The 20,879-nt window shown below is 44.4% G+C and carries 19 protein-coding genes and 1 tRNA gene; 10 read left to right on the plus strand and 10 right to left on the minus strand.

Translation table 11 applies throughout. The annotated features are described in order from the left end of the window. Positions 1-96: 96 nt before the first annotated feature. From PCAR9_RS15690 to pepA, 3 genes are read right to left on the minus strand one after another with little or no spacing between them, the layout of a single operon-like run. Positions 97-2,871, minus strand: coding sequence for a valine--tRNA ligase (locus PCAR9_RS15690; RefSeq protein WP_179984421.1), 2,775 nt, complete (start codon positions 2,869-2,871; stop codon positions 97-99). Between the two features lie 35 nt (positions 2,872-2,906). Further along, entirely contained in the window at positions 2,907-3,329 is a 423-nt protein-coding gene (locus PCAR9_RS15695; protein ID WP_076026034.1) for a DNA polymerase III subunit chi, read from the minus strand. 6 nt (positions 3,330-3,335) lie between these two features. After that, entirely contained in the window at positions 3,336-4,841 is a 1,506-nt protein-coding gene (pepA, locus tag PCAR9_RS15700) for a leucyl aminopeptidase (protein WP_071817605.1), read from the minus strand. Positions 4,842-5,104: 263 nt separating this feature from the next. On the opposite strand from pepA, the gene lptF reads away from it, so the two are divergent. Together lptF and lptG are read left to right on the plus strand one after the other, a co-directional pair. Further along, the gene (lptF, locus tag PCAR9_RS15705) at positions 5,105-6,205 is read left to right on the plus strand and encodes an LPS export ABC transporter permease LptF (protein ID WP_179984422.1); all 1,101 of its coding nucleotides are present in this window, start codon (positions 5,105-5,107) and stop codon (positions 6,203-6,205) included. Beyond that, positions 6,206-7,267 carry an LPS export ABC transporter permease LptG gene (lptG, locus tag PCAR9_RS15710; protein ID WP_179984423.1) on the plus strand — a complete coding sequence of 354 codons (1,062 nt, stop codon included), beginning with the start codon at positions 6,206-6,208 and terminating at the stop codon, positions 7,265-7,267. A gap of 99 nt (positions 7,268-7,366) precedes the next feature. Here lptG and PCAR9_RS15715 read toward each other — a convergent pair whose 3' ends face one another. Then, on the minus strand, positions 7,367-7,951 hold the full coding sequence (locus PCAR9_RS15715; protein WP_179984424.1) for an RDD family protein: 585 nt from the start codon (positions 7,949-7,951) through the stop codon (positions 7,367-7,369). A 175-nt stretch (positions 7,952-8,126) separates the two neighbouring features. Between PCAR9_RS15715 and PCAR9_RS15720 the strand changes: the two genes are divergently transcribed. The 6 genes from PCAR9_RS15720 (at position 8,127) to PCAR9_RS15745 (ending at position 14,575) form a co-directional block, all read left to right on the plus strand. Continuing rightward, positions 8,127-10,202 (plus strand): TonB-dependent receptor, encoded by a 2,076-nt coding sequence (locus PCAR9_RS15720; protein WP_179984425.1) that lies wholly within the window; start codon positions 8,127-8,129, stop codon positions 10,200-10,202. A 157-nt stretch (positions 10,203-10,359) separates the two neighbouring features. Then, entirely contained in the window at positions 10,360-10,893 is a 534-nt protein-coding gene (locus PCAR9_RS15725; protein ID WP_179984426.1) for a sigma-70 family RNA polymerase sigma factor, read from the plus strand. After that, the gene (locus PCAR9_RS15730; protein WP_179984427.1) at positions 10,890-11,627 is read left to right on the plus strand and encodes an anti-sigma factor; all 738 of its coding nucleotides are present in this window, start codon (positions 10,890-10,892) and stop codon (positions 11,625-11,627) included. The genes PCAR9_RS15725 and PCAR9_RS15730 overlap by 4 nt, the downstream gene beginning before the upstream one ends. Positions 11,628-11,833: 206 nt before the next feature. Next, on the plus strand, positions 11,834-13,426 hold the full coding sequence (locus tag PCAR9_RS15735; protein ID WP_179984428.1) for a DUF4331 domain-containing protein: 1,593 nt from the start codon (positions 11,834-11,836) through the stop codon (positions 13,424-13,426). Between the two features lie 11 nt (positions 13,427-13,437). Beyond that, positions 13,438-14,016 (plus strand): Ig-like domain-containing protein, encoded by a 579-nt coding sequence (locus tag PCAR9_RS15740; RefSeq protein WP_179984429.1) that lies wholly within the window; start codon positions 13,438-13,440, stop codon positions 14,014-14,016. A 472-nt stretch (positions 14,017-14,488) separates the two neighbouring features. Further along, positions 14,489-14,575 (plus strand) — tRNA-Leu (locus tag PCAR9_RS15745). A 118-nt stretch (positions 14,576-14,693) separates the two neighbouring features. On the opposite strand, the gene PCAR9_RS15750 is transcribed toward PCAR9_RS15745, so the two are convergent. The 3 genes from PCAR9_RS15750 to PCAR9_RS15760 are packed head-to-tail and all read right to left on the minus strand — an operon-like array spanning position 14,694 to position 17,537. Beyond that, positions 14,694-15,392 carry a hypothetical protein gene (locus PCAR9_RS15750; protein ID WP_179984430.1) on the minus strand — a complete coding sequence of 233 codons (699 nt, stop codon included), beginning with the start codon at positions 15,390-15,392 and terminating at the stop codon, positions 14,694-14,696. Then, positions 15,358-16,488, minus strand: coding sequence for a hypothetical protein (locus PCAR9_RS15755; RefSeq protein WP_179984431.1), 1,131 nt, complete (start codon positions 16,486-16,488; stop codon positions 15,358-15,360). Before PCAR9_RS15755 ends, PCAR9_RS15750 begins: the two co-directional genes overlap by 35 nt. Continuing rightward, on the minus strand, positions 16,476-17,537 hold the full coding sequence (locus tag PCAR9_RS15760; RefSeq protein ID WP_179984432.1) for a PD-(D/E)XK nuclease domain-containing protein: 1,062 nt from the start codon (positions 17,535-17,537) through the stop codon (positions 16,476-16,478). Before PCAR9_RS15760 ends, PCAR9_RS15755 begins: the two co-directional genes overlap by 13 nt. A gap of 342 nt (positions 17,538-17,879) precedes the next feature. Here PCAR9_RS15760 and PCAR9_RS15765 point away from each other — a divergent pair, with 342 nt between their 5' ends. Both PCAR9_RS15765 and PCAR9_RS15770 read left to right on the plus strand, forming a co-directional pair. Continuing rightward, entirely contained in the window at positions 17,880-18,638 is a 759-nt protein-coding gene (locus tag PCAR9_RS15765) for a DUF2034 domain-containing protein (RefSeq protein WP_179984433.1), read from the plus strand. Between the two features lie 12 nt (positions 18,639-18,650). Next, on the plus strand, positions 18,651-19,400 hold the full coding sequence (locus PCAR9_RS15770) for an NYN domain-containing protein (RefSeq protein ID WP_179984434.1): 750 nt from the start codon (positions 18,651-18,653) through the stop codon (positions 19,398-19,400). Here the strand turns inward: PCAR9_RS15770 and PCAR9_RS15775 are convergent. From PCAR9_RS15775 to PCAR9_RS15785, 3 genes are all read right to left on the minus strand, one after another. Further along, positions 19,397-19,714 carry an RNase H1/viroplasmin domain-containing protein gene (locus PCAR9_RS15775; RefSeq protein WP_150141035.1) on the minus strand — a complete coding sequence of 106 codons (318 nt, stop codon included), beginning with the start codon at positions 19,712-19,714 and terminating at the stop codon, positions 19,397-19,399. The two genes, PCAR9_RS15770 and PCAR9_RS15775, sit on opposite strands and share 4 nt — an antisense overlap. A 65-nt stretch (positions 19,715-19,779) precedes the next feature. Then, positions 19,780-20,190, minus strand: coding sequence for a DUF2787 family protein (locus PCAR9_RS15780; RefSeq protein ID WP_150141033.1), 411 nt, complete (start codon positions 20,188-20,190; stop codon positions 19,780-19,782). 201 nt (positions 20,191-20,391) lie between these two features. Next, on the minus strand, positions 20,392-20,838 hold the full coding sequence (locus PCAR9_RS15785; protein ID WP_179984435.1) for a DUF6641 family protein: 447 nt from the start codon (positions 20,836-20,838) through the stop codon (positions 20,392-20,394). Between the last annotated feature and the right edge of the window lie 41 nt (positions 20,839-20,879).

Consider the following 20,879-nt stretch of genomic DNA (forward strand, 5'->3'; position numbering starts at 1 on the left):
TTTATTAAGACGCTCCGTTTGATTGCTAATAAAAAAGGGCTACCTTTCGGTAACCCTTCTAATTTGTATCGATAAATCCCGTTTTAGGGGCTGCACTTAAAGCGCTTTAATGGTCTCGAACTGCTCTTTAAGTTTGGCTAGGGCTTTTTCACCCTCTTCCAACTTACCGCGTTCTTTTTCAATTACCGCTTCTGGCGCATTACTTACGAACTTCTCATTACCCAACTTGCCACGAGTACGAGATACGTCTTTCTCGATTTTCTCCATGGCTTTAGTAATACGAGCAAGTTCTGCATCTTTATCAATAAGCCCTGCCATTGGGATAAGAATTTCCATCTCACCCACAAGCGCTGTGGCGCTGGCTGGTGCTTCTTCACCGTCTTTCAAAATAGTGACGGTTTCAAGCTTAGAAAGCTTATCAAGGAACGCTTTAGCCGCATCAAGACGACGCGCATCTTCGTCGCTTACGTTTTTAAGTAGCGCATTAAGTGGTTTGTTTGGCGAGATATCCATTTCACCACGGATATTACGAATACCCACGATAAACTTCTTCACCCACTCGATATCAGCAAGCACTTTGTCGTCTTGTTTCGCTGCATCATCTTCAGGGAATGCCTGAACCATAATGCTTGCGCCCTCTACCACCTTAAGCGCACTTAGCGGCACAACGCGCTGCCAAATAGTGTCGGTGATAAATGGCATAAGCGGGTGCAACAAGCGAAGCAAGCTTTCAAGCACGTTAATAAGCGTATGACGTGTACCGCGCTTTTCAGCTTCGGTGCTGGCGTCATTGTTAAGCACTGGCTTAGTAAGCTCTAGATACCAGTCACAGAACTGGTTCCAGGTAAACTCGTATACGGTTTGCGCAGCAATATCGAAACGGTAATCTTCAAGGGCCTTTTCAAACTCAACTAGGGTTTGTTGGAACTTAGCCCAAATCCAGCGATCGGCCATGCTAAGTACCATTTCGCCACCGTCACGACCAGTATCGTGTTCTTCTGTGTTCATCAATACGAAGCGCGATGCATTCCAAATTTTGTTACAGAAGTTGCGGTAGCCTTCAACACGGGCCATATCAAAGTTGATATCGCGGCTGGTTGACGCCATAGCTGCAAAGGTAAAGCGCAATGCGTCTGTACCGTAGGCCTGAATACCATCAGGGAATTGCTTACGAGTACGCTTGGCAATCTTTTCAGCCAACTGTGGCTGCATCATGCCAGCTGTACGTTTAGTGACTAGCGACTCAATATCAATACCGTCAATCAAATCGATTGGGTCAAGCACGTTGCCCTTCGACTTTGACATTTTATCGCCGTTCTCATCGCGGATAAGACCAGTAATGTAAATGTCTTTAAATGGAATCTTACCAGTAAACTTCTTGGTCATCATGATCATTCTGGCAACCCAGAAGAAGATGATGTCAAAGCCAGTTACAAGTACCGAAGACGGTACGAAGGTTTCAAGATCTGGCGTTTCTTCTGGCCAGCCCATGGTGGCAAACGGCCATAGTGCGCTTGAGAACCAGGTATCTAGTACATCGTCGTCTTGTGAAAGTGTTACGTCACTGCCAAGGCCGTGCTTTTCACGCACTTCTTCTTCGGTACGACCAACAAAAACGTTGCCGTTTTCGTCGTACCACGCCGGAATGCGGTGTCCCCACCACAGCTGACGTGAAATACACCAGTCTTGAATGTTGTGCATCCACTGGTAGTAAGTCTTGTTCCAGTTCTCTGGCACAAAGCGAATTTCGCCGCTTTCAACCGCTTCAATTGCAGGCTTAGCAAGAGACTCAACCGCTACATACCACTGGTCAGTTAGGTAGGGTTCAATTACCGCACCTGTTCTATCGCCACGTGGCACTTTAAGCTTGTGCGGCTCAATCTTAACCAATGCGCCTTGAGCGTCTAAATCAGCAACAATTTGCTTACGGGCGTCGAAGCGATCTAAACCGCGATACGCTTCTGGCGCATCATCATTAATTTTCGCATCGTCGGTAAGAATGTTGATCATAGGCAAGTTATGACGCTTACCCATATCGTAGTCGTTGAAGTCGTGAGCAGGCGTAATTTTAACGCAGCCTGTACCAAACTCTTGATCCACATAGTCATCGGCAATAACTGGAATTAAACGGCCAGTAATAGGCAGCTTAATTTCTTTGCCAATGAAGTTTTGATAACGCTCGTCATCTGGGTGAACCGCAACCGCTGTATCACCTAGCATGGTTTCAGGACGCGTTGTCGCAACCACTAGCTCACCGCTACCGTCAGCTAACGGGTAGCGCATGTGCCACATGTGGCCGTCTTCTTCTTCGTTTAGTACTTCAAGATCAGATACTGCTGTGTGAAGCACTGGATCCCAGTTAACCAAACGCTTACCGCGGTAAATAAGGCCTTCTTCGTGAAGTTTCACGAATACTTCAGTTACGGCTTTAGACAGGTCTTCATCCATGGTGAACACTTCGCGAGACCAGTCAGGAGAGGTACCTAAACGGCGCATTTGACCAGTAATAGTACCGCCGCTATGCTCTTTCCACTCCCACACTTTTTTGATGAAGTCTTCGCGGCCTAAATCGTGGCGCGTCTTGCCTTCAGCGTTAAGCTTGCGCTCTACCACCATTTGGGTAGCTATACCTGCGTGGTCGGTACCCACTTGCCAAAGGGTGTTGTCGCCCTTCATGCGGTGATAGCGAGTTAGGGCATCCATAATGGTTTGCTGGAAACCATGGCCCATGTGAAGGCTACCGGTAACGTTCGGCGGCGGAAGCAAAATACAATATGGGTCGCCGCTGCCTGAAGCTTTAAATAAACCCGCCTCTTCCCATGACTTATAGCATTGCTGCTCGATGGACTGCGGTTCGAAGGTTTTATCCATTACACACTCTCAAATTGAAGCTAAACGCGAATGACTTATGCAGATTTGAACTGCATGTTGCATCCAGCTTGCTGATAGTTTTTGTATCTTACCCGCGCGGCCTGTTTGGCGTTCTCGTCCACGGGTACAAAATCGATGATTTGACGATGCTGGTTGGGTGAAGGCACCATACCGGAACCCACATTAACCACCATTTGTCGTCTGGCTACCTGCTCTGGCCGCCAACAAATTTCCACCGGCGTTCCTGATTGCGGCCCTTCACCATAAAGGTTATGGGGAACAAAACGGTCAGCCGGCAGCTGCCACAACAATTCATCAACTTCTTCAGCCTGCGACTGTGTGTCACACAGCACGCTAATCTTTTGCTTATTGGCAAACGCTGATGCAATAACTTCGCTGGCGCGGCCTGCCACACCATTGTCACTGCTGGTAAGTTGATAAAATATCACTTGTGGCATGAATGATTAGTCCTCTAACTTGATATCAGCGCGGTTCATTAGGAACTGAGACAGCATAGGCACTGGACGACCTGTTGCACCTTTGTTCTTACCACTGCGCCATGCCGTACCGGCAATATCAAGGTGAGCCCAGTTGTACTTCTTAGTGAAGCGTGACAAGAAACAACCTGCGGTGATTGAACCAGCCGGGCGACCACCTAGGTTCGTCATGTCGGCAAACGGGCTTTCAAGCTGCTCTTGATAATCGTCCCATAGCGGTAAGCGCCATGCACGATCTGAGCTTTGCTCTGACGCATTAAGTAGTTCGTGAGCTAGTGGGTTGTGCGTGCTCATTACCGCTGTTGCGTGATGACCGAGCGCGATAATAGCGGCTCCCGTTAGGGTAGCTACATCAATCACTAACTCAGGCTCATAACGTTCAACGTAGGTTAGCGCGTCGCACAATACCAAACGGCCTTCTGCATCAGTATTTAGTACTTCAACGGTTTGGCCCGACATGGTCGTAAGAATGTCACCCGGACGATAAGCCTTACCATCTGGCATGTTTTCACAGCCTGCCAATACACCAATAACGTTAATTGGCAGATTCAGCGCCGCGATAGTGTGCATTGTACCTAGTACACCTGCTGCTCCACCCATGTCGTACTTCATTTCGTCCATGGCTTCGCCAGGCTTTATTGAAATACCACCTGAATCGAAAGTAAGGCCTTTGCCTACAAGCACGATTGGCGCTTGATCAGCTGGGCCACCGCGGTGATGCATAATACTCATCATGCTTTCATTTGCAGAACCACGGCCAACGGCAAGGTAAGACTGCATACCCAGCTCTGCCATTTGTGTTTCATCTACCACTTCAGCGGTTACGCTGTCGTACTGGCTTGCTAATTCTTGTGCTTGCTGCCACAAATACGCTGGGTTACAGATGTTTGGCGGCATGTTAGCTACGTCTTTGGTTACTTTCGAACCACGAGCTACAGCTAAACCATGTTCAACTGCGCGCTCACCAACAGTAAGCTCGCGACGAGTAGGCACGTTGAATACAATTTTACGTAACGGGCGGCGAGGCTCACCTTTCTTAGTTTTAAGCTGCATGAAAGTGTAAAGTGTATCTTCAGTTGCTTCTACAGCCTGACGCACTTTCCAATAGGTATCGCGACCTTTAACGTGAAGCTCGGTTAAGAAACACACCGCTTCCATTGAGCCGGTTTCATTCAATGTTTGAATGGTTTTGGCAATAATATTTTTGTACTGACGCTCATCAAGCTCACGCTCTTTACCACAACCGACAAGAAGCACGCGCTCACTTAGTACATTTGGCACGTTGTGTAGCAACAACATTTGGCCCGCTTTACCTTCAAGGTCGCCACGGCGCAACAAGTTGCTGATATAACCTTCACTGATTTCGTCTAGTTGTTCAGCCACTGCCGTAAGGCGGCGCGGCTCGAAGACACCCACAACAATACATGCGCTGCGTTGTTTTTCAGGACTGCCACTTTTTACACTAAACTCCACGATATCACCTCGCTTTTCGTCGTTTATGGTTTGCACGATGACTAAAATCACGTAACGTTTCGCGCTGCTTTATGTTTTAATACACAGCATAACTTTTTAGTTCGCTGCAATTCACGCTTACAGACCTATTGAATATAGGTTAAATTTGCGTCAAAACACCATGCAAACGGTTTATGATTGCAGGCAAAACTTGTAAAAACGGTAAGTTTAAACAAAATTGTGCTTTCTTTCACTAAAATTCCTAATTTTCCGGAAGGGCTGAGATGCTGATATTCCGCTATTTACTTAAGGAAACGCTGAAATCTCAGTTAGCGATTTTCTTTATCCTAATGGCAATTTTTGTCACCTTGCGATTTGTGCGCGTGTTGGGCGATGCGTCAGACGGTGATATCCCCGCTGGGCTAGTGCTTGGCTTCCTAGGTTTATATGCCCCTATCCTCTCTTCATTGGTGCTGCCCATCAGTGCTTATCTGGGCATTATGCTGGCGCACGGTAGGCTGTATGTAGACAGCGAAATGACCGTAATGCGAGCCTGTGGTATCAGTGAATGGTACGTTACGCGGGTAATGCTGTTCTTGTCTGTGCTTATCATGATAGTCACAGGCGCAATTACCCTTTATTTCGCGCCACTGGCCGCTGAAAACGAATACCAACTACGGGAAAAAGCCCGTAACGAAGCTGGGCTTTCTGCCCTTATGCCAGGTAGATTCCAGCAAACGGGTAACGAAAAAGCCGTTATATTTGTGCACGATGTAGATAGCAACGATAAGCTGCAACGTGTGTTTTTATCCCAGAATCAAACGGATGACAGCGAAGGCGATGTGCGCGTTGTATATGCGCAAACTGGTGAAGTGGCAAACAACCCCGACGGTACCCGAAACCTTGTATTAAAAGAAGGTGTGCAGTACGAAGGCAAACAATCTGAAAAGGCTTATCGCAAAGTAGAGTTTGACGAATACCAAATTCAGATTGCCGATAAACCCGCGGATGAAACCCGACGCAAGGTGAGCGTATTGCCCACCAGCGAGCTTTGGGAAGACGACAGTATTGAGGCCAGAGCCGAGCTTCAGTGGCGTATTGCCATACCGCTATCGATACCCTTTTTAGTGCTGATTGCGGTTCCGCTGAGCGCCGTAGATCCGCGCCAGGGTCGCTTTGGTAAAATGTTCCCTGCCATTCTGCTTTACTTAGGATACTTCTTGCTGCTGCTTGCAAGTAGACGCGTACTAGAAGATGGAAAAATGCCACCACAATTAGGCTTATGGTGGGTGCATACCATCATGCTTATTATCGGCATCATGCTTATTGTGCGGGATAGAAAAACCGGCACTGAGCTTCGTGCTTGGATATTGGGGAAAAAGTAGATGTTTAAAATCCTCGATTTATATATTGCCCGTACACTGTTAGGTACTATCACCGTCACGCTTAGCGTACTTATTGGCTTAAGTGCACTTATAAAGTTTGTAGAACAGCTGCGTAAAATTGGCGAAGGTGACTATGACATGCTTGTCGCCTTTATCTACGTTTTACTGAGCTTACCTCGTGACTTAGAGCAGTTCTTCCCTATGGCCACATTACTTGGCGGCCTTATTGGTATGGGCGTACTGGCCAGTAACAGCGAACTGGTAGTAATGCAGGCCGCGGGTATGAGCCGTTGGAACATTATCAACTCGGCCATGAAATCCACCCTTGTCATGATTTTATTGGTGATGGCCGTTGGTGAATGGGTTACTCCATACAGCGAAACCAAGGCAAAACAGATAAGAACCGAAGCCATTTCAGGCGGTAGTTTATTTTCTTCCGATAAGCTGGTGTGGGCAAAAGATGGCGACCGATTTGTAAGCATTGGTCAGGTGCTTAGCCAAGATTCACTTAAAGACGTAAGCATTTTTAGTTTTAACCCTGACTTGTCTCTTGAAAGTATTACCTACGCGAAAAATAGTGCTTTCGATGGCGATGGCTGGTGGTTAAGCGATGTTGAAGTAACCGAGTTTTCAGAGACCAAGGTGTCGGTAGAAGAAAACGAACGTATGCGATGGAACTCAACGCTTACGCCTGACAAGCTAGGGATTGTTGCCGTTAAGCCAGAGGCTTTATCCATCACTGGGTTGCTAGATTACGTAAACTATCTAGATAACAACGACCAAGATCCCTCGCGCTATGAGCTAGCGCTTTGGCGAAAAATCTTTCAGCCTATTTCTGTTGGCGTAATGCTGTTAATGGCACTGTCGTTCATCTTTGGACCGCTGCGAAGCGTTACCATGGGCGCAAGAGTTATTATGGGCGTACTCACAGGCTTCGGGTTCTTTATTCTTAACGAAGTATTTGGGCCAGTGAGTTTAGTCTATCAGCTGCCTCCGTTCTTAGGGGCTCTGCTACCAAGCTTGCTGTTCGCGGCCATTGCAGGGGTAATGTTGAGGCGTTGATCACCTATCAGCATTCATCTAACTCAACAGTCAAAACTAATAAGAAAGAGGCCTTACAGCCTCTTTTTTTGCAATTTTTTAGCGCCTTACAAAGCACCTTTACCAGCTCTTGTGGTCGTTCGCTTCTTTGGTCAGCTTCAACACTTCAGTCTTTGCCAGTCGGTCTTGCAGTGATTGTTTATTTTTAAAATCAAATAGAACAAGTAAGGTACCTAGACCACCTAACGATGCTATTAGGCGAATGAACAATCGCGGCCAGGTCATTGGTTCTTCAACCGTGCTATAAATTCGTAAACGCCATGCACGCATGCCTAGGGTTTGCCCGCCCCTGCGCCAGAACCACAAGAAAAAACCAGCTATCCACAAGCCCACCCACGTTTGAATAAGCAACTTATAACCAAAAGATGCCTGGATAAGGTCGGCAGGTTCAGCATAGCCTTGCAGGTCAAGGGCACCGTTTTTCAGCATAACCACCAGCGTTACTATCATCACCATGGCTGCACACATACCTACAGCAGTGGCTACTAGTGTATCGTAAATCATTGCCAACAAACGTCTAACGAATCCAGCTCGCTCTAGCGATGAACTGTCTGATTCTGAGTTAGGCGCGTTTTTATCATCCTTCGCTTTTAAGTGATTAGATGATGAGGACTTCTTCTTGGCTTTTCTGTCGTGTCTCGCCACGGGTATCTCTTCGCTTCATTAACAACAGCGTTTATTTTGACACAAGCGCCACATCGCTTAAACAACATAAGCCTTAGTTAACGGCATTTAATAGTGCAATAAGCAAAGAAAAATGATTTCCTCCTTTTTGCATCCATTAACCATTGTTAATCGTTATTGTTATAACGGACGGATAATGGAAGTAAATACGGTGACAACAAAAACTCTGATAACAACGCTTATCGCTAGCTCATTTTCATTTGGTATGGGCACTGCATATGCGCTCGACGACCCCGAAAGTGATATTGAACATATTCGAGTTCGAGGTGACTCTTCAGTAAAAGATGGTGAATTTATCTCGGCTTCTCAGGGATGGGTGTCTGGTGACACCTTGATTGAGCGCCCTATGTTACGAGCCGGCGAAATACTTGAATTTATCCCGGGCATGATGGTGACCCAACACAGCGGCTCGGGTAAAGCCAACCAGTACTTTTTGCGTGGATTTAACCTAGACCATGGCACTGATTTCACGGTGAGTGTAGACGGTATGCCAGTGAATATGCGAAGCCACGGACACGGTCAAGGCTACAGTGACCTTAACTTTATTATCCCCGAATTTATTGACAACCTTAGCTATTTCAAAGGCACCTATTACGCCAACATAGGCGATTTTTCTAGCGCTGGCGGTGCGTTCTTCAACTTGCGAGACTCCCTTGAACAGAACCAATTGTTTTTAGGCCTAGGTGAATATGGATTCAAGCGCGCTGTTGCATTAAACCATTTTGAGGCTGGAGAGAGCCGTGTCGTTACCGCCTTTGAATATCAAACCTATGACGGCCCGTGGACTGACGTAGACGAAGACGTAAAAAAGAAGAACGCACATATCCGTTACATTACGCCCTTGCTAGACGGCCAACTTACTGTAACGGGAATGGCTTACGACAACAGCTGGAATGGCGCTGATCAAGTTCCAGAACGCGCTATTCAAAGCGGCTTAATAGACCGCCTTGGCTCTATCGATACCCAAGTTGGCGGTGAATCCTCACGGTATAGTTTATCTGCAAACTACACCAGTGATACATGGAATGCTTCGCTTTATGTCATAGATACCGAACTTAGTTTGTTCTCTAATTTTACCTATTTCCTTGATAATCCTGAGCGAGGCGATCAGTTCGAACAAGCTGACGACAGAAAAATATACGGTGGCGAGATATTCACTACCCTGCCCTTGGCAATAACAAACGGGAGCAGTATTACCCTAGGTGGCCAGTGGCGTTTCGACGATATCGATAATTTGGGGTTGTATCGCACCCAAAACTTAACCCGCTTTGGCACTATCCGAGAAGACGAAATAGACAGTAACAGCTATGCACTTTTTGCCCAGTCAAATATTGTGCTAAGTGACGCATTAAGCCTTTCATTAGGAGGTAGATACGATTACTTAGATGTAGACGTTACCAGCAATCTTGGTGCTAATTCAGGAAGCGAAAGTGACGGTTTATTTACCCTTAAAGCAGGCTTGAAGTACAGTGTATCAGACCAACTTACCGCATTTGCCAACGTTGGGCAGGGCTTTCATTCCAACGATGCACGGGGAGCAACCATTAGTATAGACCCGGTAAGTGGTGACGCCACCGAAGCAGCTCCGTTATTGGTAAAGAGCCTTGGCTATGAAGCGGGCGTTAACTATACCGATAATAAAACCTATAACCTATCTGCTGCCCTGTGGCGCTTAGAGCTTGATAGCGAGCTGGTATATGTTGGTGATGCAGGCTTTACTGAAGCCAGTCGTCCGTCCGAAAGACATGGTATCGAAGTGAGTGCCTACTACTGGATAAGCCACCACCTTACCGCAGACATTGAAGCAGCGTGGACCAAAGCCCGATTTAGCGACAGCGTTGAAGGCGAAGGTCGTCACATTGATGGCACCGTGCCAGGTGTAGTAAGTGCTGGGCTAACCTACTATCAAAAAAGTAATCGACTAGGGTTCAGCTATACGTTACGAAGCCGCTACTTAAGTTCTCGCACCGTAGAAAGCTTCGATGAAATTTCACCGCCGTCAACATTTTTAGTGAATGCTCAAGTTGCCTATCGCCAGCCAACATGGGACATAACATTAGAAATGCTCAACGCCTTAGACAGTGACGATCACGATATAGATTACTTTTACGCATCTAAACTTCCTGGTGAGTCAGAGGAAGGGGTTGAGGATTTACATTATCACCCTGTCGAGCCGAGAAACGTGCGCCTTACATTTTCAGTGAAATATTAAAATACCGAGGCTTAGTTTACTCACTGAAAAAACAGTTGGGTTTAATTCTGCAACCATTCAGGCAGTTGTACATAAAGCATGCTACTTTAAAAGTAGCTGCCTAACACTTAAGCAATACACAAATGGCTGCGCCATAACGATAATAATAGGAGCAACAATGGAACACGAAACTCTGTTTCCTCTGCTATGTAAAACTGCAGACGGCGACAAAAAAGCGTTTGCAGAGCTTTATAAGATAACCAGTCCACAGCTCTACGCTGTTGCTTTAAGGCTTTTGAAGCGCCCTGAACTTGCAGATGAAGCTACCCAAGATGCCTACATAAAAATTTGGCACAACGCTGGTAACTACCAGCGAGGCAAAGGCACCGTCCTCACATGGATGGTTAGTATCGCTCGTTATCGCGCACTCGATTTGATTCGCTATCACAACGTAAGAAATGAAGTTGAATTAAACGATGACGCACCTTCAGATGTCGAGAGCGCACAAACAATAAAACTTGGCGCGGAGCAGGCTAAGCTAGCCTCTTGTTTAGATGAGCTAGACGGCCCACAGCGCCAGGCTATCCATTTAGCCTATGTGAATGGTATGTCGCACCAAGAGGTCGTTACTCACTTGGCATCACCACTTGGAACTATTAAAAGCTGGATAAGACGAGGCTTGCAAAGCTTGCAGAGGTGCCTATCACTATGAATTATTTAAAAGAAGAGCGATTAAATGCCCTCGCCGCAGAATATGTAGTTGGAACGCTACGAGGAAAAGCGCGCACTCGCTATCAAAAGCTAATGATGCAGTATCAGGCTGTTAGCGATGCAACCTCACAATGGGAGCAATACCTAACGGGCTTTGCAGAAACTTTACCGCCGGTAACACCACCTGAAAAAGTGTGGGAGAACATCCAAGTAAAACTTGGCCACAAGGCCACCAACGATGCTGAATTTATCGATAAAACGACTCATGTTAAACCACACAGCGACAATATTGTTGATCTCGAAAAAGAGAAGCAGAAACGCTGGAAGAAACTATCGTTTATATCCACCGCTGCGGCAATGGTGTTGGCTGTATTGCTTTTCGTTATGCAACCTGTGCCTACCCCAGAGGTCTCCCATATTGCCGTAGTCAATAATGCTGATAACACGCCATTGTGGGTGATAGAAGTTTCTGACACGACCATGAATGTTAAGGTTACCGATGCATTCGTGGCTTTAGCAGACAAAGACTATGAACTGTGGATGGTTCCGGCAAACGGTGAAGCGCCAATTTCCCTCGGTTTGATGCCTGAAGCCAATGGCGATACTCGAGCGACCCCAGATATTTTGCTAGATCAAAGCATCGCGGCGTTAGCAGTAAGCTTAGAAGCACCTGGCGGCTCGGTTACAGGAGCTCCAACGGAGGTACTTTATATAGCACCGATTGTTTCCGTATAAATTCAATCACTTATGCACTTAGTCAAAAGGCCACATTGCGTGGCCTTTTTGCGATTTATACTTATCGCTTTTTTAAAAAAAGCCTTTCAGACAGTACACTTTCACTTTTCATAAAAATTTTATTTTAATTTTTTAAACATTTTTGCATCTAAGTTGAAACTTCAATCGTTTGGTCTTTTGAACTCATAAAAACAGAGAGACCCAACATGATCCAATTCAAACGCAAAACTCTAACACTGGCTATTGCTGTGACATGCGCAGCCGTAACTGCGGGCGCAATAGCGTCAAGTCACCGTGAAGCACCTAATATTACCCGTCACCCAGCCTTAGATAGCACCGACTTTTATGCTTTTAACAGCTATGAGCAAGGGCGTGAAGACTACGTGACGTTTATCGCAAACTATATCCCACTTCAAGACGCCTACGGCGGCCCTAACTACTTTGCAATGGACCCGAACGCACACTATGCCATTCATATTGATAGCGATGGCGATGCGGTTGAAGACTTAAGCTTTGTTTTCCAATTTAATAACATGCTTGCTGCTGATAATGAAGGTATTGCCTTGCCAATTGGCCCAGAAGGCGAGCAAAAAATGGTAAAAGTGCCGCTTAAAAATGTAGGCGGTATCAGCGCAGACGATTCAAGCGCAGCGAATTTCTCAGAGATGTACAGCCTCACTATGGTAAGTGGCGACATGCAGACAGGCACGCGCACTACCCTTACACCCACTATGGGCGATATGTTTAAAAAGCCTCTTGATTACATCGGTAATAAAACCTTTACCAGTGAAGCAGAATACGCGCGCTATGCTGAAAGCTTTATTTATTCATTCAGTATTCCTGGATGCGATGATATGGCCAAAGTGTTTGTTGGCCAGCGCAAAGACCCCTTCGTTGTTAACTTGGGCAAAACATTCGACTTAGTGAATTATGTACCTGTTGAGGGCGACAGCGCACCGGGCGCAGGCGATGGTGAAGGTTTTCCTGGCGGTATAACGCAAAGTGCCATGAATGATGACTTAGCCGACAAAAACGTAACAGCCCTATCCATTGAAGTTCCAAAAGCGTGTGTTAGCGGTGAAGGTAATGGCGTAATTGGTAGCTGGACCACGGCAAGTTTACCGCAAGCACGTATTCTGAACCCAGATGCCACTTTTGCTAAACCCGAAACTAACGGCGGTGCAATGACCCAAGTGTCTCGTTTAGGTAGCCCGCTAGTAAATGAGCTTGTTATTGGTATTGGCGATAAAGACAAATTCTCTAGCTCTCATCCAAGTGCAGATGGTCAATTTGCTGATTATGTAACTCACCCTTCTTTGCCTGAGCTACTGAACATTCTGTTTAAAGATGCAGTGAATACTACACTGGGTACTGATATTGAGACCCTTGCGCCAACTAATTTCCCGCGTATGGACTTAGTTACGGCGTTCCTTACTGGCTTCCCAGGCGTTAACCAGCAAGCCACTGTAACTGCATCAGAAATGCTGCGCCTAAACACAGGGATCCCAGCAACGCCAGCCGAATCGCAGTCAGCATTTGGTGTGGCAGGCGATGACTTAGCGGGTTTCCCTAACGGCCGCCGCCCTGGTGATGACGTAGTTGATATCGCCCTTCGCGTAGTTATGGGCCGTTTGTGCTACCCCATCCCAGTAGCAGGTGAAGATACAGACCTTGGCCTTTGTACACCAGAGGACGCTAGCGTAGGTAATGTGCCTTTCACTGATGGTGCACCTGTTGATGCAAGCATGATTGATTCATCATTTCCGTACCTAAAAACACCACTTGCTGGCTCTGAATAAGGAGATCCATCATGTCTATGAAGATTAGGTTATTAAATAAGCGTGGTGGTAACACTGCGCCTAATAAGCAAACGCCGTCACTACGTCAACAACACCGTATGTGGATTGCTTCAGGATTGGTGTTAGCACTTTCAGGTTGTTTCGACAGTGACGACGATAACGACTATCAAGCCCCTGAAGAAAATGCAGCGCCGGTTGCCGTTGACCAAATGCTGACAACGCAGGCTGATATTGCGTTTGATGGCACCTTAACGGCATCCGATGAAGATGGCGATGCACTGACCTTCGGTCTTGGTGAAAACGGCAGTTTAGGTAGTGCAGAAGTAAACACAGATGGCACCTTTACCTACACGCCAAATGCTCAAGTGACAGGAAGCGATAGCTTTACGTTTACTGTTTCTGACGGCGTAAACCAAGATGTTACCGCTACCGTTAGTGTAACCATAGAAGCTCAACAGGTATCGTTCTCTAGCTATACCCGCGACGCCTTCAATCAAGCAGCAACGGATGAACCATTACCAATAAATGGACGTGAGTTCACCCAAGATGCTGACGACTCTACATTTGATGACTTATTGATAGACCAATAGAGCGTATCAAACGATAGAGACTTGTTAGTACAAAACTAGTGTCAACCGTAAAGCCAGGGACGGCTTTTTTAAGTAAGTATGAATAACGCTGAAAAATTGCCGACTTTAATGGACACCGCTATAGCAATAAAACACACAGCCTAACGTTGGTAGAAATACACTATTGCTAATGTGATAAATAGATTCGCCCCTTTTTTTGGACAATCTTTCGGCACTTAACCATAAAAAGCACAAAAAATTGTTGTATAGGCGCGATGCATCGCTATAATGCCAAGCATCAACACCACGTTGATATCTATACACAATGCCAGTGTGATGGAATTGGTAGACATGGCGGATTCAAAACTGATAGTGTTTAACAACCCGAACCAGGCAAGTCATTGAAAGGTAAGCGCCTTTTGACTCAAACAAGCTAAAATATGCTTGCAAAGATTTGCAAAGTTTTTAAACCTCGCAAATATTAAAATTTGATGCCAGAGTGATGAAATTGGTAGACATGACGGATTCAAAATCCGTTGCTAGAAATAGCGTGCCGGTTCAAGTCCGGCCTCTGGTACCATCCTTCGAATTTTGCAAAGCGATTAGCTTGAAATAAACCGACCTTTGAGTCGGTTTTTTTGTGCTTGACCAATTGTGTGAAGCAACCTAGGTTATTTTAATAGCTACCGCTCGTCACCCTATTTGTCATTACTCACTATGTATTCCCCTAGTAATGAGATTACATCCTTACAATGCAACTCATCTATAGTAAGGCCACCGGTTTTCGATACTTCGATTAGGAAAATTCCAAGCTGGGTCAAAGATTTAGATTTAACTCTATCAACAACATATGCTTTACCTTGAGTAAGTAAAGCAACTTCATCTAAAGCATTGGCTTTGGAGACGATTTCCATACTTGCTGCGCTATCGTTGCTTATAGGAACACTGCTAATTTTTAGCCTTTCAACTTTAAGCCTTTCAACTTTGAGGTTAATGCTAAGTAAATCTAAAAAGCTTTCAATGTCGATCAAAATGGTATCTAAAGATACAGAGTAATCAGTTATTTTTGCTAGATTGAGCGAGAAACTTTTGATAGCTCTTTGCGGTTCAAGTAATACTAGTAAAAACGTGTTTTGAGAAATGTAATGCAATTCAAAATCTATATACTGGTAAGACACTAGTTCAGTTTCAATGGAATCACCAAAAGGATCTAAGACTTCCTGAGTACTGATTTTTTTCTCTATATACTGGCTTCGAAGCACCTGCCCCTCTAATTCCGTATATAGAAACCCAAAATGACTAGATTCGTCATATTTATTACGCACAAGAGTCTTGGCTAAATTATCTAAATTGACCTTAGACTTAAGCTTCAGAACCTTCAATTTCTGGAGTTTCATCCTCTTCTCCATTTGCAAGTTCAACTATACGTTCCATAATTTCTAGCGATGACTTTTCTAACTTTGCAGTAAAATCTCGCTCTTCTTTTGGCAACAAACTAGATGAAGACTTATTATATTCTCCATTGCCTTTATATCTGACAGCCCCCTTTGCTATAAAAGAAAAGCCTGTGAAATATTCTGGGTCTTTAAACTGCGCTTCAAAATCAAATTTGTCAGGATCTGCACGCTCTTCCAATAAACGCCAACGAACCTTCCATATATAAAAGCCTTTCTCATAAAGTGAATCTAGCTCATCAGAAACCAAAACCCCCTCTCCTTTCAACGAGACTTTTGTAACATGGTAAGCATCCTCTATCGACTGTTCTTCCGAAGCATCTATAAAGGGATCCCTTTTCTTAGGGTTGTATACGTATACGTCAGTCACATCGTCTAATTTAAAGCCCTCTAGGCTATTTATTAGCAAAGTGAAAAAACGCGTTCTTAATTTGGGAGATTCAATATTTCTTAGGTCAACATCTTGGCGAGCTGAACAAATATCTTCTTCTTGTTCTAAGTAACCAAGAAACTGATCTACATAGTTGTGTAATGTTTCATTGTCAGGGCGTCGAATGACGTAGTGACCATTTACTTTTTCAACTTCTATGTGAGCATTTTTTCTCACAATTTGCTTAAATTCACTTTTGCCGTAGTCCAAAGACTCGTATGTGATGTCTATTACAAAAGTTCCATCATCATTGTGAACCAAATGGCATAGGTCATCTTGGGCAAGGATATCGTTGTGTAGCTTCTCAGCAGCTATTTCTACAGAGTTAAATGCATAATCCCCTGAAATATGCGTACTCGCAGTTTTTTCTCTTCTAGGAATCGTACCTAAAGCATTTGCTATCCTTTGGTGGTCATAATAGTCGTGAATACATCGCGAGAAATTTTCGGCGAGACTATTTCTGTCTGCTTTCGCACTAACTATTACACCTCGAGATAAAAATAAATCTCTCAATTCCGCACCAGATATTTTTGATTGACTCAAAGCCTCAAATAGAGCTTTATCGGTTGCGCTATAAACATATTTCCTTAACAAAATCAGATCTCCCAAGAAATTTCTTCTGTACAATAAAACTCTTTTGTAGTGGGCACTATGTCAAATTCAATAGATTTTAAATATTCGACAGCGCTCTCATCGTACCCCCAATCAAAAGCGTATTTCTCCAGAGCTCTCTCGTAATTTGACCTTATCGATGCGCTCCTTTTTTCTGAAGCGACTCTTATTCGGATTTTGTTGCGCCGGTTCAAAACTTGGTATTTGGATAATGTATCAAGTAGATAAAGGAATTCTAAATCTTCTTCACCTCTGCGATTGTAATAAACAACAAAACCCTCCGGATACAGTTCATTAACTTCACCTCCAGCAGTGTATTCTATTACTTTATCGTGCTTTAAAATCATGAAGGGCGCTGAAATAAGCTCAATAGTTGCGGGGAGAAATTCATCAGACACAAGAACCTTATGCAAGGTAAGTTCTGGGTAATAAAACCCGTACCCGTCATTAGGAAATACTTTCTCCGCGGTCATCTCATTCATATCACTTACAACCGTCATCATGTAAGTTATTAAAGATGGTTCGACAAGATGAATTTGCTTATTTTTTGGCAATTCAACTCTATCCAGTTTCACTGATGCTGGTTTTCTCTTAGCTCCATCTTTCTTCGTTGGATAGAAAAATTCATAAAAATCTTTAGTTGATAAATTATCGTGGTTATATACAAATAACATCCCCCTCACCTCGGAAGGGCCATGAATAATATCGTACTTGGTTTTCCATTGAGGACTATTTGAAGCACAATCAATCGTATGAGCAAGAGACTTTAAAGCCCCTTCAACTTTTGAAGAATTAATGGATGTTTTTGAGTAACTTTTCAGATCAGTATTTAGATAAACAACTCTGTTTAAATACGGATCTTTATATGCAAAAACAATATCTACTGGGTGAGTATGAGATTGGGTTTTAGTTTTGGGTTTGTGCTCATCTTCTTTTCTACACGGAAAGTCTTGGTTAAGAGGACCTACCTGCTTCCACTTAAACTTACTAAACAGTTTTGAAGAAACGATATTAGCAACTCTTTCAATTGGACCATTTTCAGCCATAGAAACTCCATTTCATTAATCAACCCCAAAATTACGACGTCATATATATTCGTAAACCAATTTAACTTACCATATATCTTATACTTGGGTATAGCTGGTGTGATGACTTGAGCACATAAACTCATGCCAAAATAAAAGGCAAAAATTAGCAATAGCAATATTCATTACGCGAACAATATCACCAGTAAGCCCACCCATTTATCGCCTCCTTGCTTAGTGGAACACACTTTAATTTTTTTGTAGTGGGATGCGTTAGCTTAATACTACACGATAAAGATATATACCCTTATTTTTTATAGCAAGAGAGTACACTCTAGGTAGTTAACACAAGGATATTTGTGAATGCCAAGAAACAAAACCACCTTTATTGACCTGCTGGTAGAGTTACCATGGTGGGTATCTGTACTCGTATCTGCCACGGCCTATATAATGATGGCCTATGTGTTGCCATCCATTCAAACCGATAACCAAATCACCGTCATGGTGTTGAAAGCTTTTATGCTCCCTGCCCCTTATATCGCTGGCATGATATTACTCGCCGCCCCTTTTGCGCTTTTGAATGCTCGCCGTAAAGCCAAACAACTGGATACCCAGCGTAATATCCAAACCGTGCGTGATTTGCACTGGCGTAACTTTGAAGAGTTGGTGGCCGAAGCCTATCGCAGGCTAGGTTATCGGGTAGCAGAAGGCGGTTATGGTGCCGATGGCGGTATTGACTTAGAACTTCGAAAGGATGGTCAGCTTACCTTAGTGCAATGCAAACAATGGAAGACGCAAAAAGTTAGCGTGAATGTGGTGAGGGAAATGTTTGGAGTGCTGACTGCGCATCATGCTAACCGCTTTATTATCATCAGTTCTGGCACATTCACCCAACAGGCTATCGACTTTTCGGCTGGCAAACCTATCGAGCTGATTGATGGTTCAAAACTATTGGCACTGGTAAACAATGTGCAGGTTTCCCCTCAGGTAACTATTGAAAAACCCAAGTCGTGTCCAAAATGTTCTGGTGAGTTAATAGAAAGAACGGCGAAACGTGGCCCTAATGCCGGTAATACGTTTTTGGGGTGTTCCAGCTTTCCGAAATGCCGTTACACAGAATAAGTAAGGATAGAGATGAAAGACCTGGATGTTCATAAGAAAGTGGCCGTACTGATTGATGCCGATAATGCTCAGTTAGCCAAGCTATCTCCCATATTGGATGAGATATCAGCGCACGGGCATGTACTCATAAAACGGGCTTACGGTGATTGGTCGGCCGACACCTTGAAGAACTGGAAGAAGCCACTTAATGAACTGGCGATCCAGCCTATTCAACAGTTTGCCTACACCACCGGTAAGAACTCCACCGATGCATCGATGATTATTGATGCCATGGACTTACTATATTCCGACCGAATTGATGCTTTTGCATTGGTTTCCAGTGATAGCGACTTTACCAAGCTAGCCTCTCGGTTACGTGAATCGGAAAAGTTTGTGTTTGGCGTAGGAGAGAAGAAAACTCCGGTATCCTTCCGGAACGCCTGTGATGACTTCATCTTCACCGAGAACTTAATTGCTGAGCAGGTATCAAATAGTGATACACCAAAGGCGGATAACGCGATATCCACCAATGGTGCAGAAGAACTGATCCCTGTTTTATTTAAAGCATGGGAGCTGTATCAGAACGATGATGGTTGGGTTAACGTTGGTCCGGCGGGAAGCTTCTTAAAACGCACAAAACCAGATTTCGACCCTAGGACATATGGTTCAGCCAAAGTAACCGGCGTGGTTGCTGGCCTGTCAGCCATATTCGAGATGACTAAGTTGAAAGGAAAAGGGGCGACAAACGGAATCTTCTATCGCCCCAAGATTGCAACGTCCTAATCAATTTCCCAAGGCGGCACATCATCTATTTTTAAAGCTTGTCGCCTTTTTACCGTTCTGCGTTTCGGTGATATATCCTTTAAGTCGATTTTAGTTGTTTGGCGAACGCCTGTGCCGTTTTGATATTTATTAAACGCTTCGCGAGCCTCATCTAAACTGTCAAAACCTTTATAATCATTCCCCGAAAACTGATGTACTTGCATTTTAGTTTCCTTCCAAGATAAATATACCCCGGGGTTACGACCTATAAATACGACATAAGCCGCTCGTCTGGAATTGCCTACTCGATCAATAATACTTAAGTCTCTGGCCATTTTAATCTCCTGTAAACAATGGCGTTAATTATTAATTACGCTTTACAGTTTTTGACTTGGCCGATTTAGTCGCTGGAGATTTGAATAAAAAAAACCTTTAAAACTTGCCAGTAATGCAGAAAATTACCCTCCCATATCTGATACATATCGGTTGCCTGTTCGATAGGAAAAACGCCGAAAAGGTTTTGAAATACGCCTGCTTGGAAATCAAAGTCGAGGTCTTTTGCTAACTCTGCATAAGGGCCACTCCCGACGTAAACGAAGTCTGTGATATAGCACAGGTGCCAAGTGTTATTTTGCCGTTCCAGTCTAATTTCGACAGGATGAAAACCTCCACTCTCGGCTGAGTAAGTCGGGTCACGAAAGTTAATAGTTACACTATTACCCGAAATGCCCTTTTCGTTCAGCATAACCGTTATTGCGTTAGTAAACTTGTGGGTAACAGGCAAAGCTAGCCCTTCGCTGTGAATGCGCATAATTTGGTTCCTTGATGTTAATTTGAAATAGGTTGGCTTTTTTTGTCGAAGCGAGCCGCATAAAAAGCTAATTTAGTTGTATAGGCAGCGTTAAGTTGCTTGTTGAAATAAGGGTTGATTGTTCGTTATTTGATTTATTACTGCCGCATTATTGAAAGAGAAAGGGCGACACTGATTATCACCCTTTCAACGGCTCTACTTTTATTGACTTTTTGGCCCCGCCTTTTTAGGAACAACTGGTTTGAGTAGAGCGCTATCAAGCTCACCTTTTTCAATCGCCTGTATAACGGTATCTATAATCTCGGGCAGCTTGGCTTTATCGCCAACATCTATCGCAGGTTTACCTTTTTGAAGTTCAATAGGTTTATTACCTACTTTTATTTCAAGATAGTAGTATTCGTCGCTATCGTAATACCACGGTCGAACAGTGGTGGGTCTGCGCTGAGTGGTGATTTCACCTGTTTCAGGGCTCTTAACTTTCTTTTCCTTAAACGCCTCAAAACGTTTGTTGTCGATAAGGCATTGCGCCATCTCTTTTTGTTGCTCCAACCTTTCAATAAGTTTTAAACGCTTACCGATAACGGGAGGTTTAGGCTCAATTTTAGGGCGAGCGATGACCTTGAGCGAACTCAATACGGATGTAGACATAGTGTTTACCTCTATGGGTTAGTGAGGGCGAATAAAGCCCG

This window comes from Alteromonas macleodii (genome assembly GCF_903772925.1).
Taxonomy (GTDB): Bacteria; Pseudomonadota; Gammaproteobacteria; order Enterobacterales; family Alteromonadaceae; genus Alteromonas; species Alteromonas macleodii_A.